The following is a 15,199-nucleotide window of genomic DNA, read 5'->3' on the forward strand; positions in this document are numbered from 1 at the left end:
CCCGAATTCCCGTCACCCCGGGCAATGTCCCCCCGGCGATCCCGCTGCGCCCCACCCCCCCCCCCCCCGCACGCGACCCCAACCCCCGGCCGGGCCCCCCGCGCGCCCGCCCCCCCACCCCCCCGGCGGGGGGTGGCGGCACGGGCGTGTGTTCGGAATATCTTGCGTCGTCATGGCTGTCACTCGTTCGTGTGCTGCGATCGCGATCGCTGGATCTGCAACCAGGACACTGCCGCCAGCGCGACCGCGGCAGGCTTGCCCAGCACCATCACCGCCAAGCTCAGAGCGGCGACGTTGTTCGCCAGATAGAGCGGTACGAGCACCAGTACGTGCACGATCCAGTTCGCGAACCACATGCCGGTTATGCGCCGATGCAGCCGCAGTCGCTCCGCGGTCATCTCTCCGGCCGGTTCGAAGCCCGCCTTGAGGCAGATCCACCAGCTGGTGGGCCGGCGGCTGAGCAGACTGGTCCCGAAGACGAGGGCGAGCGCAATACAGCGGATTACGGTGGTCAGGAAGAAGTCTCGGCCCTCACCGGTGAACTGGACGATCAGCGAGTGGATGAATACTGCGATCACCGACGCGGTGACGACCTTGACCGAGTCGCCCCGCACCAGGCGTACGAGGGCCAGTCCGGCCGCCGCGATGATCGCGGCGGCGATCCCGGCGTCCGCACCGGCGAGCTGATATCCGAGGAGAAACGCCACCGCTGGGGCGAAGGCGTCGAGGCTGCGTTGGAATCCGTTGAGCTGCTTGAATTGCGCAAGGATTTGCGTTGCGGCCGAGTTCGTTCGACCGGACTGGTCGATATCGGGTCTTCCGGTCGATGACGGCTCATCGGTGCGGGCGGGGCTCATCGGTGCGGGCGGGTTCCGGCGATGGACGCGCGTTCCATCACCCGGATGGCGGGCCAGTAGTCGCTGGAGGCGTAGTGCTGGACCGCGCGGTTGTCCCAGAACGCCACGGTGTGCGGCTCCCAGCGCAGCCGGACTTGGTGCTCGGGGTAGTCGGCCTGGCGACACAGCCGGTCGAGCAGTGCGGCCCCTTCCTCGCGGTCCATGCCGTCGATCTGCTCGACGAAGATCCGGTTGACGTACAGGTGACGCTTGCCGGTTTCGGGGTGCGAAGCGACGATCGGGTGTGCGACCTGTGGATGTACGGCGCGCATGGCGTCGCGCTTGTCCTCTGGCAACGAGTGTCCGAACGCCCGGCTGAAGTCATGGATGGCATCGCGCCCGTCGACGAGGGTGCGGGTCTCCTCGTCGAGCGAGTCGTAGGCGGCGTGCATATCGGAGAACAGGGTGTCGCCGCCGAGGGCGGGAACTTCGAGGGCGTGCAGGATGGCGCCCGCCGATGGCTGCTCACGCCAGGTGACGTCGTGGTGCCAGCTGTTCTCGAATCCGCTGACCTGGGCACTCTTCTGGAAGCGGACCAGTTCGGGGTGATCTGTGTTGGATGGGATGAAGGGGTGGATCTCGAGCTCGCCGAAGCGCCTCGCGAATTGCACGTGCTGGGTGGAGGTCATGGGCTGCTCGCGGAAGAAGAGCACCTTGTAGTCGCGCAGCGCCTGCGCCAGCTCGGCGACTACTTCGTCGGGGAGGTCGGTGGTGAGATCGACCCCCGAAATCTCCGCGCCCAGTGTGGATCCCACCTGTACGGCGTCGAAATTCTGCCACCGGAGCCCGGCCAGCCGGTCCCCTTCAGCGGCGAGATGGGTGAACGGGCCGGAGATCAAGGGCGAGCCCGGCATCCGCACCGGGCGGACGTCGAGCGCGGCGGCGGGTTCCTTGTCGGCAACCACGATGGTTTCGGTCATGAGGGACTCCTCCTGGGTGAACTGCGTGAACCCGGACTGTAGTCGCTCGACTACACCTGGGGTCGCTAGTGTAGTCATGTGACTACAAAAGCGGCAAGCAAGTCCGCGATCGAGGCGGGCCCGGTCGGACGTGACGAGGTGATTGCGGCGGTGTTGACCAGCGCTGCCGACCTGTTCGCCGAGCGTGGCCCAGCGGCTACGAGCATCCGCGACATCGCCGAGCGCGCGGTGGTCAACCACGGTCTGGTCTTCCGGCACTTCGGCGGCAAGGACAAGCTGGTGGCCGCGGTGCTGAACCACCTGGGGTCCGAATTGATGTTGCTCGATGCCGACCAGCCGCTGACCGCGGCGGACCCGCGCTGGCAGCGTCACTGGATCGTGTTGGCGCGCTGCATACTCGACGGCTTCGACGTCGGCGCGCTGCAGCAGCAATTCCCTGTCATGTCGCTGCTGCTCGACCAGGCACGACAGCATCATCCCGATGAGCGATCGGCTGCGCTGGCGGTCGCGAACGTCGCCGCGCTCGAACTCGGTTGGCGGTTGTTCGGATCGTTCCTGCGCGCGTCCACCGGCTGGGGCGACGTATCCGAGGCGGAACTGCAACCGTTCATCGACAGCGATGCGGTCCGGATGCTGCGCGGCGAGCGCGAATGACCGACCCTGATCGGCAGCCCTCGGCCGTGCTGAGGCGACTGACCTTCCTGGCCGCGGCAGCTGTCGCCGCGACCACGGCGTCGATCTCCGGGCTTCTCCGCGTCACATGACGCGACATTTGCGCTGTTTCGAATTCGCTGGCGTGGGAGCGGCAGACGCCTCTGCCCCTCCGGGCGGATGGCGAAGCCCCTCCATGTCGAAGATCACCCGGATCGATCGAGTGTCACCCGACGGCAAGCATCACTCGTCCACAATCTCCGAGAGGGCTCCCACGCATGAGGATCAGCAGCCGAAGTATTCCCCAGCGTCACCACGATGGACTGCCCCGGAAGGCGCGACTCGCAGGCAATTCATCACCGGGGCCACGGCATTGTTAGCGACAGGGCTCCTGTCAGCCGGGTGCTCTTCCGAATCAGCCCCGGGGCGCCAGCCGGACGCTTCCGGAGTGGTTCCGAAGAATCCATGGTTGACCAACTCCGAGTATCCGATCACTCACTTCGATTCCGCAGCAACGGATTCCACCCCTGCAGCCGGGCCAGTCGCCTCCCAGCCGCCGTCGTTCTCGGCATTCGAGAGGTGGGATCCGGTCCAGACGAGCTCGAGCATTCTGCGGGACGTGACGGCATAGATGCCCGTCTCGTCTGTGACGACGTTGTTCTCGAGCGCCTCCTCCGAGAACGGGGTACGGGAGGAAGTCGATGGGCTCGAATGCGTCTCCGGTCGCCAGTATCTTCTGAATGCCGTACATGGTCGGCGCGTACACGACGCGGTCGCGGCCCCCCGGTCAGCAAGCAGTTGACGAGTTCGGCTGTGAAGGTCGTCTCCAGCACCTATTGCTCCAACCCGACCATCAAATACAGCGGCCATGTTCACGTTCGGGGCATCGAGGTGATCGCACAGGTTGACCGCGGGCACGACGAACGGCCCGATCGCGGCTGGAGTCAGATCGATCACGCGTTTGCCCAGCGGTGCGAGCCGGGCGTGGTTGTGCTCGTGCGCCTTCGCCGACGTCGCGTCGAAGACGATGTCGATTTCATCGAAGCCGGGCAGGCGCAGTAGTCCTTCGACCCCTTCATGTGTCGTCGGAACATCGAGGGCCGCCGCACGTTTGAGTCCGTCGGAGTGCGGATCGATGCCGACCACGGCGGCGGGTTCGAGGTACCGGGAGCGCCGCAGCAGCTTGACCATCAGGTCGGTGCCGATGTTCCCGGACCCGATTATCGCGACTTTGGTGCGAACAATGCTGTCGCTCAATGGATTACCTTTCATGAGAAGGACGCCGAGACGTGGCCGAGCCCGTGGATGTGCACATCGACGACCGCGCCCGCATGGACGGGCCGCATCGGCCCCAGCGCGCCTGAGAGGATCACTTGTCCGGCCCGCAACGGATCGCCGAAGTCGCGCGCAGTCCGGGCCAGCCACGACAACGCGTGCAGCGGGTCGCCCAGGCAGGCCGCGCCGGTGCCGGTCGACACCACTTCGCCGTCGATCTCCATGCGCATGGCCACCTCGGCCGGTTCCAGCTCGTCGAGGGTGCGGTGCTGCTCACCGAGGACGAACACACCACTGGACGCGTTGTCGGCGACGGTGTCGGCAAACGAGATGTCCCAGCCCGCGATTCGACTGTCGACGATCTCCAGCGCGGCGACCGCCGCGCCGACGGCCCGGCGGCATTGCGCATCGTCGAGCGGCCCGTCGCAGAGATCGGCCCCGAGGAGGAAAGCGATCTCGGCCTCCGCGCGCGGCTGCAACAGTCGTGCCATCGGAATCTCGGCGCGATGACCGAAGGCCATGTCGGAGAACAGGACTCCGAAATCAGGCTGGTCCACGCCGAGTTGCCGCTGTACCGCTTCGGAGGTCGCGCCGATCTTGCGCCCGACCACGGCTGTACCCGTGGCAACCCGGAGGGCGTTGAACTGCTTTTGGATTCGATAGGCGCCGTGCGCGTCGTCCGCGTCGATCAGATCGCGCAACGGCCGGCACGGTCGGCGGGTGGCCGTGGCCTCTGCCAGGCGGCGCGCCGCGCGGGCGACGGTCGCCTCGTCGACACATGACATGACAATCTCCCTTCTGTCGTACTGTGAGGGCGGCGATCAGTCCACCTCGGCCCTCGAGGCCCGCGCAGTAAATCCGGTCCGGTGAGTGGACCGGTCGCAGGAAATGAGGCATTCCATGACTTCCAGCCTGGATCCGCGCTCGGTATTGGGACGGATCGTGCTGATCCTGGACGCGTTCGAGGTCGACGACCATGCGGTCGGGTTGTCGGAGCTGGCCCGGCGCAGCGGGCTGCCAAAGGCCACCGTGCACCGGATATGCCAGGACTTGGTCGCCGCGCGCTTGCTCAACCTCTCTCCGGCGGGCTACAGCCTGGGACGGGGATTGTTCGAACTGGGCCTTCGCGCATCCGTCGAGCGCACGCTGTTGGAGATCGCGGTTCCCTTCATGCAGGACCTGTATGCCCGCACCTGCGAGACCGTCCACCTCGGTGTGCTCGACGGCGACGATGTCGTCTATCTCAGCAAGATCGGCGGCCATCGGCAGGTGGCCGCACCTTCCCGTGTTGGTGGGCGAATGCCGTTGTACTGCACGGCAATTGGACGAGCGCTGCTCGCGCACTGCGATTCGGCGACCGTCGACCGCATTCTGTCGGGCCGTCTGATGCGGCGCACTGCGCGCACGATCGTCGGACCGGGCCTGCTGCGCGCTCAACTGGACCGCGTACTCGAAGGGGGAGTCGCCTTCGAGTACGAGGAATCCTCGGCCGGGGTCGCCTGCATCGCCGCCCCCATCCTCGGTGCGGACGGCCGGCCCCTGGCCGCGATCTCGGTCACCGGTCCCACCTCGCGCTTTCGCCCCGCCGACCATGTCGATCCGGTGCGCGCCGCCGCGATCGGCGTCGAATCCATCCTCGCCCGCCGACCGGTGTCGAACCCTCGCTGAGTCTGCCCGCCCCTTGACTCCTGGCGACAGCCGGTCTTATCGTTCGATCAATCAATTGATCAATCGAATGCCCGGAAGGGGTTGCGCCCATGCCGCAAAGCGTTGCCGATCGCGAGATCACGCGAACGCGTGTCGTCGAGGCCGGAGGAATTCCGACCAAAGTCCTGACCGCGGGATCCGGTCGACCGGTCGTGCTGTTGCACGGATCCGGCCCTGGGGTCTCGGCGGAGGCGAACTGGTCCGGTCTGATCTCGGAGCTCGCCCGGGACTTCCTGGTGATCGCACCCGATATCGCGGGCTTCGGGGGCTCGATCGGGCCCGCGGGCACCGTTTACGGCATCAAGCTTTGGGTGCGGCAGGTGATGGAGTTGCTCGACGCGCTCGAGGTGCCTTCGGCGACATTGCTGGGCAACAGTTTCGGCGGTGGTCTTGCCCTGGCCGCGACGCTCGAGCATCCGGAACGGGTCGACGGGCTCGTACTGCTCGGCACCCCGGTGGGCACCTTCGAGATGACCGAGGGGCTGCGGTCGGGCTGGCATTACGAACCGCACGAGGCCGAAATGCGGCGAATCCTGGAGATATTCGCCTACGACCCGGCCCTCGTCACCGACGACATGGTTCGCCGGCGGTACGAGGCCAGTGCCCGTCCCGGCGCGCAGGACGCCTACCGGCGGCTGATTCCCGAGCCGGGTCCGGCGGGCACACCTATCAAGGGCGTGCCGGAAGAGTCGCTTCGCACCATCACACAGCCGGCGCTCGTACTGCACGGCAGGGAAGACAGCGTCATCCCGGTCGAGCTGGCCTGGCGGGCCGCACACCATATCCCGAATGCCGACCTGAAGATCTTCTCGCGGTGCGGCCACTGGGTGCAATTGGAGCGCCGCAGCGAATTCCTCTGCGAGGTACGCGATTTCCTGGGCCGGCTGTGATGAGCCGATCGGGATTGGACAAGGCGCTCTACGACATCGTCGCTGGCAAACAGGCGCGCGAGGGCTTCGTCTCGGATACGACCGGATTCCTCGACCGATACCGGCTCGACGCGGACGAGCGCGCGGCCGTCGGCCGCATCGACCTGCCGGCGCTGCGGGATCGCGGTGCGAACCCCATGTTGCTGTGGGGGCTGTGGATGACCTTCGGCGATCGCAGCCTGCCCGGCTATCTGGCCGAACTCCAAGGCGGCCATAGCCTCTCGATTCGGAAGGACCCCAAGAATGGCTGAGCTGGTGGGCGGATTCCTGGTGCCGCACGACCCGATGATCCTCACCGATCCGCAGGCGCCGCCGGAAGCGATCCGGGAGCGGATCACCGAGGCGTACGCCGAAGTGGCAAGGCGGGTAGCCGATCTCGCCGCCACCACGCTGATCATTATCGGCACCGACCATTATCTGCTGTTCGGACCCGGCTGCCTGCCGCAGGCGCTGATCGGCAGCGGGGATGTAGACGGGCCGCTGGAGCGTCTGCCCGGCATGCGCAGGCGGCAGCTTCCCGACAACAACGCGTTGGCGCGGCATCTGGTGAGCCACGGGCACCGCACCGGAATCGATTGGGCGGTGGCCGATTCGCTGACCGTCGATCATTCGGTCGCGATCCCGTACTTCCGCATCGGCGGCGACGCGGAACTTCCGGTGATTCCGATCTATCTGGCCTGTGGCGTCGAACCCTTGCTGCCGTTGCGGCGGGCCGAGCAGATCGGGCAGAACCTGAAGGCGGCCGTGGAGAGCTGGGACGGCGACGAGCGGGTGGTCGTCATCGGCAGCGGTGGCATCAGCCACTGGGTCGGCACCGGCGACATGGGCCGGGTGAACGAGCAATTCGATCGCATGGTGCTGGATCTCGTGACCGCCGGAGATGTCGCGGCGCTCGTCTCGCTCAGCGATGACTACATACTCGAGCACGGCGGCAACGGCGGCCTCGAGATCCGCAACTTCGTCGCCGCCATGGCCGCACTCGGCCCGTGCACTGGCAATGTCATCGCCTATGAGGCTGTGCCGGAATGGATTACCGGGCTCGGCTTCGCCGAACTCGTCCCGAGCCGGGCCGCGGAAGGGATCCCCTCATGACCACCGGAACGTCGGCGGTGTGCGACCTCGGGCCGGTCGGTCTGCTCGAAGGCCGGGAGATGGTGCGCGTGACGCCGAACGGATGGCCGCCGCTGCTGATCTACCGCGTCGAGGGCGAGATCTACGCGACCGCGGACACCTGTACCCACGCCACCGCCTCACTGTCGGAGGGCGAGCTGGAAGGGCACACGATCGTATGCCCGGTGCACTGGGCCGAATTCGATATCCGCACCGGTCGCGCACTGTGCTTCCCGGCCACCCAGTCCCTGGAGACCTATGTGGTCTCGGTCGATGACGGGCGGATCTGCGTGCGCAGGAAGGGAAGTGACGAACAATGAGAAAATCGGTATCGGCGGCGGTGGATCCGCAGTTGTTGAGCGAGGGCTGGCTGCCGCGCGACATCTTCTGGTCGCAGGAGATCTACCAGCTCGAGCTCGAGCGCATCTTCGCTCGCGCCTGGGTGTTCATCGCCCACGAAAGTCAACTCCCGCAGGCCGGCTCATACCTCACCACCCGCATCGGTGAGGACGAGGTGATCGTCGTCCGCAACCGCGACGGTCGGGTGGGGGCGTTCCTGAACAGCTGCCCGCACCGCGGCAACCGCGTGTGTTCGGCCGAGGTCGGCGTCGCGCGCGGATTCGTCTGCAACTATCACGGCTGGTCGTTCGGCCTGGACGGGTCGCTGCGCGGCATGCACGAATCCGGTTCCTACGACCGCGAACCCGGCTTCGATCGGTCCCGGCTCGGATTGACCCCGGTGGCCCAGATCGACAGCTACAAGGGCCTGCTGTTCGCGACCTTCGACCCGAGCGCGCCGCCGCTCACCGAATTCCTTGGCGATTTCACCTTCTATCTGGATGTCATGCTCGACAACGACCCGGACGGAACCGAATTCGCCGGCGGCTGCATCTCCTCGATCCTGGGCTGCAATTGGAAGACCGCCGCGGAGAACTTCGCCGGCGACGCGTTGCATGCCGGATGGACCCACGCATCCGGAGCTGAGGCAATGCTCGGTGGGCCGGTCGCGACCCTTGGCGACGAGGACAACGAGAGCTATCACGTCAATATCAACGGCCACTGCTGGGAATTCAACCTCGACGGCGTCGGTAACGCGGCCACGCTCGGCGACAAGAACATCGTGAAGTACCTGCGCGAGCAGCGAGCCGCGTTCGAGGCCCGGCTCGGCGCGACCCGGGCGAAGATGGTGGGGTCGGTCAGCTCGGCCAACGTCTTCCCCAACTTCTCGTTCCTGCCCGGCCAGAACACCTTCCGCACCTGGCAGCCGCTGGGCCCGCACCAGACCGAGCTGCGCACCTGGGTGCTGGTGAACCGCAACGCCCCGCAAGAGGTCAAGGACGCCTGGCGCAAGGGCGCGATGCTGACCTTCTCGCCCTCCGGGGTCTTCGAAATGGACGACGGCGAGAACTGGGAAGGCTCGACGCACAGCAACAGGGGATTCGTGACCCGGCAGCAGCCCCTGCACTACGGACTCGGCCTGGAAAGCCGAATCGATCACCCCGAACTGCCCGGCAATGTCTACCGCGGGCAGATCAACGACGCCAATCAACGAGCGTTCTACCGCCAGTGGTCGAAGATGATGAACTCGACCGACTGGGACGAAATCCTGGATCGGGAGGGCTCGCGATGACACCGATCACCGACCCGCAACCGGCCGAAACCGTGGACACGGCCGTGTATCTCGAGGTCATGGCCTTCGCGGCGCGTGAGGCGCGACTGCTCGACGAGGAACGCTATCCCGAGTGGCTGGCACTGTTCACCGAGGACGCGACCTACTGGGTGCCCGGCATCGAGAATCGCGGCCGCCACGACCGTTCCGGCACCTACGCCCGGCACCGCATGGCGTATTTCGACGACACTATCGCCGATCTGCGGCACCGGGTGGACCGCTTCACAGCGCCGACGGCATGGGCCGAGGATCCGGCGACCCGGCATCTGCATGTCATCTCCAATATCGAAGTCGAATTATGCGATACCCCTGGGGAATTGTCCGTGCGCTCGGTCTTCGTGAACTACCGCGGTCAGGGCAGCACCGACTCGGCGGTGCTCTACGGCAGGCGGCTCGACCGTCTGCGACGGGTGGACGGGCGGCTGCGCATCGCGGCGCGCAAGGTCGTGCTGAGCCACGCGACGCTACCCGCCAAGAACATCAACACCTTCTTCTGATGGGACATTTCTGATGGGCCGACTGGAAGGGCGGGTCGCCCTCATCACCGGCGGCGGTGACGGCATCGGGCGCGCCGTGGTCGAACGGTACGTGCGCGAGAACGCGAAAGTTGTTGTGCTGGAACGTGATAAGGAACTCGCGAAAGCGATCGAGGACGCCTGCTCCGGACAGGTCGCCGCCGTCGTCGGCGATGTCCGCGATCCCGCCACGCACCTCGCGGCCACCGAACGCGCGCTCGACACGTTCGGACGGCTGGATATCTACGTCGGAAACGTTGGAGTGTACGACTACGGCGCGAAGCTCGACGAGCTGGAACTCACACAGCTGCCCGGCAATTTTCACGAACTCTTCGCCACCAACGTGCTCGGCTATCTGCTCGGCGTCCGGGCGGCGAGCTCCGCACTGCGTCGCGGCCGAGGCTCGATCATCCTCACCAGTTCCTCGAGCGGAACCTACGCCGGTGGCGGCGGCGCACTGTATGTGGCATCCAAGCACGCGGTGGTCGGGCTGGTCCGGCAGCTCGCTTACGAATTCGCGCCCGACGTGCGAGTCAACGGCATCGCGCCCGGGGCCACCCGAACGGGATTGACCGGCGTGACCGGTCTGGGTGGCGACCGCCACCTGCGCGAGGAGACCCGGCTGCTCGACAGCATCGCCAGGACGATCCCGCTCGGATTCGTCAGTGAGCCCGAACACCACACCGGTCTCTACGTCGCGCTGGCCTGTCCGGCCGACACCGGCTTCGTCACCGGTGCGGTCTTTCCCAGCGACGGCGGGTTGGAAGTGCGCGGGCGGCGGGCCGCAGGCTCAACCAGCGAGGCGAAGCCGTGACGCGGCCGGACAGCGTGGTCGTGGTGGGCGGCGGTCTGGCCGGGCATACCGCGGCAGTGACATTGCGCTCGTACGGCTTCCAAGGTCGGCTCACGGTGATCACACAGGAGTCGAGCGACCCCTACGATCGTCCGCCGCTGTCGAAGCAACTGTTGGCGCGACAGCCGATTCAGCCCACACTGAGCCCCCACCTCGCCGATCTCGAGATCGAACTGCGCACCGCAACCGTCGCGGTCGGCATCCGTCCGCGTGAAATCCTCACCACAGCAGGAGGATTCCCGTTCGACGCCGCCGTGCTCGCCCCCGGCCTGCGGGCGCGCCGACTGCCGAGCGGGGACGGCGCGCCAGTGGCTCGGGTCCTGCGCAGCCTCGAGGACGCCGTTGGGCTGCGTACCGAATTCACCGCAGGCCGCAGGGTGCTGATCGTCGGCGCGGGCTTGATCGGGGCCGAGGTGGCCACGGCTGCCGCGGCCGCCGGCTGCCGGGTCTCGGTCATCGGCCCCGACTTCGGCCCGGCTCTGGCCGCCGTGCCCGATTCGGTGCTCGACGAGATCCGAGGGTGGTACGACGACTGCGGCATCCGGCTCACGACCGGGCTCCAGGTCGTCGAAACCAGCCCCACCGGAGTGCTACTCAGCGATTCCAGCCGTCGCGCCGCCGACCTGGTGGTCGCGGCGATCGGCGGGACGCCGGCGACAACGTGGCTGGACGGTTCACCTATCGGCCTGGATCCGGCAGGTTTCATCACCGCCGACGACCACTTGCGTACCGGCTTGCCCGGCGTCTACGCGGCCGGCGATGCGATCGCCTGGCCCTCGGCCCGATACGGATGCGCGATGCATCTCGAACATTGGCAGCACGCGGCCGACTCCGCGCAGATCGCGGCCCGGAACATCCTTGGTGCCGACGAATCCTACGATCCGCTGCCCTACTTCTGGTCACACCAGCTCGGCCACAGCCTGCACTACATCGGCCGTCACGGCCGGGCGGACACGGCCGAGATCCGCACGGACACCCGCTCCGGACGGGCGGTGACCTGGACTCGCGGCGGGCGGCCGACGGCCGTGCTGGCCCTCGACGCGCCGCATCTCGTGCGTCGTGCCCGCGCGGCGCTGCAGGCGGCGGATCGACCGGAAATTGGCGTAGTGCAATGACGAATCGGAAGAGGAACATGGAATCCGGCAATCGGCAATTCGCCGACCTCGTGGAATCGCTGCGGATCCCGGTGATGGCAGCCCCGATGTTTCTGGTGTCGGGCACCGAGATGGTCACCGCCGCAGCGCGTTCCGGAGTCATCGGAACATTTCCCGCCGCCAACGCGCGCACCATCGATGATCTGGGCGCCATGCTCGAGGGCATCACTGCCGGAGCCGGTGGGGGCATGTGGGGGGTCAATCTCATCGTGCACCGCACCTATGATCGGCTCGATGCCGAACTGGCCCTGCTGCACCAGGCCGCACCGGCACTGGTGATCACCGCGCTCGGGACTCCCCGGCGTGCCCTCGACGCCGTGCATCGCTGGGGCGGACTGGTTTTCGCCGATATCAGCACACCCGAACAGGCCAGGCGAGCCATTGCCGCAGGTGCTGATGGTCTGGCTGCCGTCTGCTCGGGGGCTGGGGGACATACCGGCAAATACAGCCCCTTTTCGCTGATCGCCGCGATTCGCGAATTCTGGGACGGACCGTTGATCGCAGGCGGGGCGGTGTCCTCCGGCGCGGGCATTCTCGCCATGCGCGTCCTGGGCGCCGACATCGTCACTATCGGCACCCGGCTGCTCGCGACCACCGAGAGCCGCGCGGCCCACGGCCACCGGCGGATGGTGATCGACGCGACGATCGCGGACATCACCACCTCCGACAGCGTGACCGGGGTCGCCGCGAACTGGCTCACCGCGAGTCTCGACCGGCATCGGTCGTTGTCCGGCGGCATGGCCGGCATCGACTTCTCCGGTGCGATCGCCGATTCCAAGGCGTGGCGGGATGTGTGGTCGGCCGGGGAAGGCGTCGGCGCGGTCCGCGGTCCGGAATCGGTAGCCGAGGTCATCTGCGTGCTCAGCGCCGAATACGACGCGGCACTGGCAGAGATCAAAGCGGATACGGTTCCCCGATTCGCGCATCCCGTCGCGAGCATTCTCGATTGATCCCGCTGCAAGAACTCGACAGATCTGTCTTCGCTTTACTGGAGGTTGTGGTGGCCGCTGTGACTACCGAGCAGATGACGGCCCGCCCGGAACGCGCGCCGTCCCCGAGCGTGGTCGAATGCCTGCGCCGGGCAATGACCGATGCGCCCGATCGAACCGCGATCGTCTGCGGTGACCGGACACTGACCTACGCCGAACTGGGCCGGTCGGCGGTGGGTTTGGCACACCGCCTGGCCGGATCGGTCGTGGCCGGACGCGCGGTCGCGGTCATCATGCCGAACGGCCCCGAGCTGTCGGCCGCGATCTTCGCCACCTGGCTGGCGGGTGCGCAGGTGGCCCTGATGAACCCCGGCTTCACCGGCCGGGAACTGCGGCTGCTGCTCGAACGATCCGAGGCGACGGTGGTGCTCGCCGCGGCCGAGGCCGCCGATCAGGTTTCCGCCGCGGCAGAGACGCTCGGCATCGAACTCATCGTGGTCGGTGCCCGCGAGCTGGTCCTCGAATCATGGTGCGGCGACGAGACACTCACCATCAGCGACGATCAGCTGCCCCCGCCGGATCGGCTGGCGACCATGATGTTCACCGGCGGCACCACCGGCGTGCCCAAAGGCGTCGATCACACCCACCGCACGTTGATGCTCACCGTCCTGGGCATGGAGGCATGCTGGCCGACCCGACCCGGCGCCGAGGTGTGGCTGAATGTAGCGCCCTCGTTTCATATCTGGGGCTTGCTGATGGGTGTCCTCAACCCGGTCTACGGACAGGCCACCGTGGTGATCTGCCAGCGATTCAAGCCCGATGCGGTGGCCACCGCCCTCCGCGATCACCGAGTCACCGTGTTCGGCGGCGGTCCGGCCGAGATCTACGCCGGTCTGCTCTCGAGCGAGCACACCAATCGCGCGAACCTGTCCGCCGTGCGTGTCTGTCCGGGCGGCGGATCGCGGTTCTCCGACGCCCTGCACGATCGCTGGCTGCGCCGAACCGGCGTGGCGATCCGCGAGGCGTACGGCATGACCGAACTCGCGCCGATCACCTGCAATCGCTCGGACACGCCCGCACGATCGGGTTCGGTCGGGCTGCCCGCCGCCGGAGTCGAGATCCGGGTGGCCGATCCAGACGATCCGAGCCGGTTCGCGAATGCTCGGGAAGCCGGCGAGATACAGGTTCGGGCACCGCACATGACGATCGGGTACCACGATCGGGCGCACAATGACGGGGCCTTCGCCGACGGCTGGCTCAATACCGGCGATATCGGCCATCTCGACGAGGACGGCTATTTGTTCATCGTCGATCGAAAGAAGGACATGCTCATCGTTGGCGGGTTCAACGTCTATCCACGCGAGATCGATGAGACCCTGTGCCATTTCCCGGGAATCCTCGACGCCGCCACCGTGGGTGCACCCGACGAACGGCGTGGCGAGCGTCCCGTCTCGTTCATCGTGGTCGACAGTGACGTGGTCCTCGACCGGGTGGAGCTGGCCGACTACTGCGCGGCGAATTTGGCACACTACAAACAGCCGCGAGATATCCGGGTGGTCGGGCAATTGCCGAAAACCGCTGCGAACAAGATAGATCGGGTCGCTCTGCGCAAAATGGCAGCAGACATGTGATGGTGTTCCGGCACCCGGCCGGCGGTGGGGCGCGCTATCCGGATCGTTGTGCGGGCTAAGCTGACTTGTTCGACTTCGGAGGAACTATGGTGGGAGGCCCACGCGTGGCTGCGTCAACGCCGGTCGAAGGGGAATCGGCCTGGGAGGACAAACGGCGGCGCATTCTCGACGGCGCCGCCGCTGTCTTCTCTGCTCGCGGGTACAGCAAGGGAACCACCAGGGAAATCGCGGCCAAGCTCGACCTCAGCCAGCCATCCATCTATCACTACGTCGGATCGAAGGCAGACCTGTTGCGCGAGATCGCGTTACAGGTCGATCGGGATATGACGACAGCGTTGCACGACGGCTTGGCGGCGGGCAGCGATCCGGTCACCCAGTTGCGAGCGATCATCACCCGGTTCACCTCCGCGGTGATCACGAACCATCTCACCTTCGCCGTCTACCGAAGCGAGCAGCGCTGGCTGGAGCCGACGGTGGCCGAACAAGTCCAGCGCGATGAGCGCGAATTCGTTGCCACCGTCCGGGGCGTCGTCGAAAAGGTGCAGGCGCTGGGGCAGCTCCCGGACGCACCGTCATCGGTGATTACCTTCGCGATTCTCAATATGGTCAGCGAAAGCCATCGCTGGTATCACCATGACGGCTCGCTCGATCCCGCGTCGATCGCCGACGCGTATTGCAGACTCGTCGGGCTGCCCCCTCAGGAATAACGACAGCCCGACGCGATCTGGAATAGCGCCGAATCCGACTGTGCCGCAACCGCTGTCGGCGCACCATATCGGCGATCACGCGAATGGTCGACGGCGGGTCCGCGCGCTCGGTGGCGGCGTTCCGCCGTCGATGTCGGTTGTGGTTGTGCCCGGCTAGTTCGGGGCTGCTGCAGGATCGGGTGACAGTGGTTAAGCAGCCTGTCGGGCTGCTGGGGACATGATGGTTTCGAATTCGATCGGGGTCAACCGGCCG

17 protein-coding genes are annotated in these 15,199 nt (G+C 66.7%); 13 read left to right on the plus strand and 4 right to left on the minus strand.

What is annotated here, in order from left to right; genetic code table 11:
* Positions 1–179: 179 nt before the first annotated feature.
* Positions 180–857 carry a DUF3159 domain-containing protein gene (locus tag ACFXKA_RS39390; RefSeq protein ID WP_379431333.1) on the minus strand — a complete coding sequence of 226 codons (678 nt, stop codon included), beginning with the start codon at positions 855–857 and terminating at the stop codon, positions 180–182.
* Complete coding sequence (locus tag ACFXKA_RS39395) at positions 854–1,816, minus strand: TauD/TfdA dioxygenase family protein (RefSeq protein WP_379431334.1); 963 nt, start codon at positions 1,814–1,816, stop codon at positions 854–856. Before ACFXKA_RS39395 ends, ACFXKA_RS39390 begins: the two co-directional genes overlap by 4 nt.
* A gap of 78 nt (positions 1,817–1,894) precedes the next feature.
* Here ACFXKA_RS39395 and ACFXKA_RS39400 point away from each other — a divergent pair, with 78 nt between their 5' ends.
* Entirely contained in the window at positions 1,895–2,470 is a 576-nt protein-coding gene (locus ACFXKA_RS39400) for a TetR family transcriptional regulator (RefSeq protein WP_379431335.1), read from the plus strand.
* Positions 2,471–2,962: 492 nt separating this feature from the next.
* Here the strand turns inward: ACFXKA_RS39400 and ACFXKA_RS39405 are convergent, their stop codons facing one another.
* Together ACFXKA_RS39405 and ACFXKA_RS39410 are read right to left on the minus strand one after the other, a co-directional pair.
* Entirely contained in the window at positions 2,963–3,712 is a 750-nt protein-coding gene (locus ACFXKA_RS39405) for a hypothetical protein (RefSeq protein ID WP_379431349.1), read from the minus strand.
* A 23-nt stretch (positions 3,713–3,735) separates the two neighbouring features.
* A complete protein-coding gene (locus tag ACFXKA_RS39410) occupies positions 3,736–4,527 on the minus strand; it encodes a 2-keto-4-pentenoate hydratase (RefSeq protein ID WP_379431336.1) in 792 nt (263 codons plus the stop codon).
* A gap of 115 nt (positions 4,528–4,642) precedes the next feature.
* Here ACFXKA_RS39410 and ACFXKA_RS39415 point away from each other — a divergent pair, with 115 nt between their 5' ends.
* From ACFXKA_RS39415 to ACFXKA_RS39470, 12 genes are all read left to right on the plus strand, one after another.
* The gene (locus ACFXKA_RS39415) at positions 4,643–5,410 is read left to right on the plus strand and encodes an IclR family transcriptional regulator (protein WP_379431337.1); all 768 of its coding nucleotides are present in this window, start codon (positions 4,643–4,645) and stop codon (positions 5,408–5,410) included.
* An 89-nt stretch (positions 5,411–5,499) separates the two neighbouring features.
* Positions 5,500–6,339, plus strand: a complete 840-nt coding sequence (locus tag ACFXKA_RS39420; RefSeq protein WP_379431338.1) for an alpha/beta fold hydrolase — start codon at positions 5,500–5,502, stop codon at positions 6,337–6,339.
* Positions 6,340–6,353: 14 nt separating this feature from the next.
* Positions 6,354–6,629, plus strand: coding sequence for a hypothetical protein (locus ACFXKA_RS39425; protein WP_379431339.1), 276 nt, complete (start codon positions 6,354–6,356; stop codon positions 6,627–6,629).
* Positions 6,622–7,470, plus strand: coding sequence for a hypothetical protein (locus ACFXKA_RS39430; RefSeq protein WP_379431340.1), 849 nt, complete (start codon positions 6,622–6,624; stop codon positions 7,468–7,470). The genes ACFXKA_RS39425 and ACFXKA_RS39430 overlap by 8 nt, the downstream gene beginning before the upstream one ends.
* Positions 7,467–7,808, plus strand: a complete 342-nt coding sequence (locus ACFXKA_RS39435) for a non-heme iron oxygenase ferredoxin subunit (RefSeq protein WP_379431341.1) — start codon at positions 7,467–7,469, stop codon at positions 7,806–7,808. Before ACFXKA_RS39430 ends, ACFXKA_RS39435 begins: the two co-directional genes overlap by 4 nt.
* A complete protein-coding gene (locus ACFXKA_RS39440) occupies positions 7,805–9,118 on the plus strand; it encodes an aromatic ring-hydroxylating dioxygenase subunit alpha (protein WP_379431342.1) in 1,314 nt (437 codons plus the stop codon). The genes ACFXKA_RS39435 and ACFXKA_RS39440 overlap by 4 nt, the downstream gene beginning before the upstream one ends.
* On the plus strand, positions 9,115–9,654 hold the full coding sequence (locus ACFXKA_RS39445) for a 3-phenylpropionate/cinnamic acid dioxygenase subunit beta (RefSeq protein ID WP_379431343.1): 540 nt from the start codon (positions 9,115–9,117) through the stop codon (positions 9,652–9,654). The genes ACFXKA_RS39440 and ACFXKA_RS39445 overlap by 4 nt, the downstream gene beginning before the upstream one ends.
* 13 nt (positions 9,655–9,667) lie before the next feature.
* Positions 9,668–10,486: an SDR family NAD(P)-dependent oxidoreductase gene (locus tag ACFXKA_RS39450; RefSeq protein ID WP_379431344.1), complete on the plus strand. Its 819-nt coding sequence runs from the start codon at positions 9,668–9,670 to the stop codon at positions 10,484–10,486.
* Complete coding sequence (locus ACFXKA_RS39455; protein ID WP_379431345.1) at positions 10,483–11,640, plus strand: NAD(P)/FAD-dependent oxidoreductase; 1,158 nt, start codon at positions 10,483–10,485, stop codon at positions 11,638–11,640. The genes ACFXKA_RS39450 and ACFXKA_RS39455 overlap by 4 nt, the downstream gene beginning before the upstream one ends.
* Positions 11,637–12,629, plus strand: coding sequence for an NAD(P)H-dependent flavin oxidoreductase (locus ACFXKA_RS39460; protein ID WP_379431346.1), 993 nt, complete (start codon positions 11,637–11,639; stop codon positions 12,627–12,629). Before ACFXKA_RS39455 ends, ACFXKA_RS39460 begins: the two co-directional genes overlap by 4 nt.
* Before the next feature lie 59 nt (positions 12,630–12,688).
* Positions 12,689–14,239: a class I adenylate-forming enzyme family protein gene (locus ACFXKA_RS39465; protein WP_379431347.1), complete on the plus strand. Its 1,551-nt coding sequence runs from the start codon at positions 12,689–12,691 to the stop codon at positions 14,237–14,239.
* 104 nt (positions 14,240–14,343) lie between these two features.
* Positions 14,344–14,946, plus strand: coding sequence for a TetR/AcrR family transcriptional regulator (locus ACFXKA_RS39470; protein ID WP_354848011.1), 603 nt, complete (start codon positions 14,344–14,346; stop codon positions 14,944–14,946).
* Positions 14,947–15,199 lie beyond the last annotated feature (253 nt).

The organism is Nocardia sp. NPDC059228 (genome assembly GCF_042754245.1).
Classification (GTDB): Bacteria; Actinomycetota; Actinomycetes; order Mycobacteriales; family Mycobacteriaceae; genus Nocardia.